We start from the raw sequence: 229 nt of genomic DNA on the forward strand, positions 1-229 counted from the left end.
CTCCTCGAGATCCGGTGCGAGGAAGAACGCCGGCAGCGGCACGAGCGCCGAATCGAACGCGAGCGACGAATAGTCGGTCACGATGGCGTCGAACGCAGGCAGGGCACGGTTGATATCGGCGAGCAAGCCGGCGCCGAGCATCGCGACGCGGTCGGTCGCGCGAGGCGGGGCGTACTCCCCTTCGCCGAGACGATGCGAGCGCACCACGAGCACGGCGTCGTGCCGCTCG

At 69.9% G+C, this 229-nt stretch carries 1 protein-coding gene; it reads right to left on the reverse strand.

All coding sequences use genetic code 11. The annotated features are described in order from the left end of the window. The coding region (locus SB658_RS28190) for a CDP-glycerol glycerophosphotransferase family protein (protein ID WP_410603913.1) at positions 1–229 on the reverse strand (229 nt) is incomplete at both ends.

The sequence above is a fragment of the Bacillus sp. SIMBA_008 genome (assembly GCF_046535495.1).
Lineage (GTDB): Bacteria > Bacillota > Bacilli > Bacillales > Bacillaceae > Bacillus > Bacillus subtilis.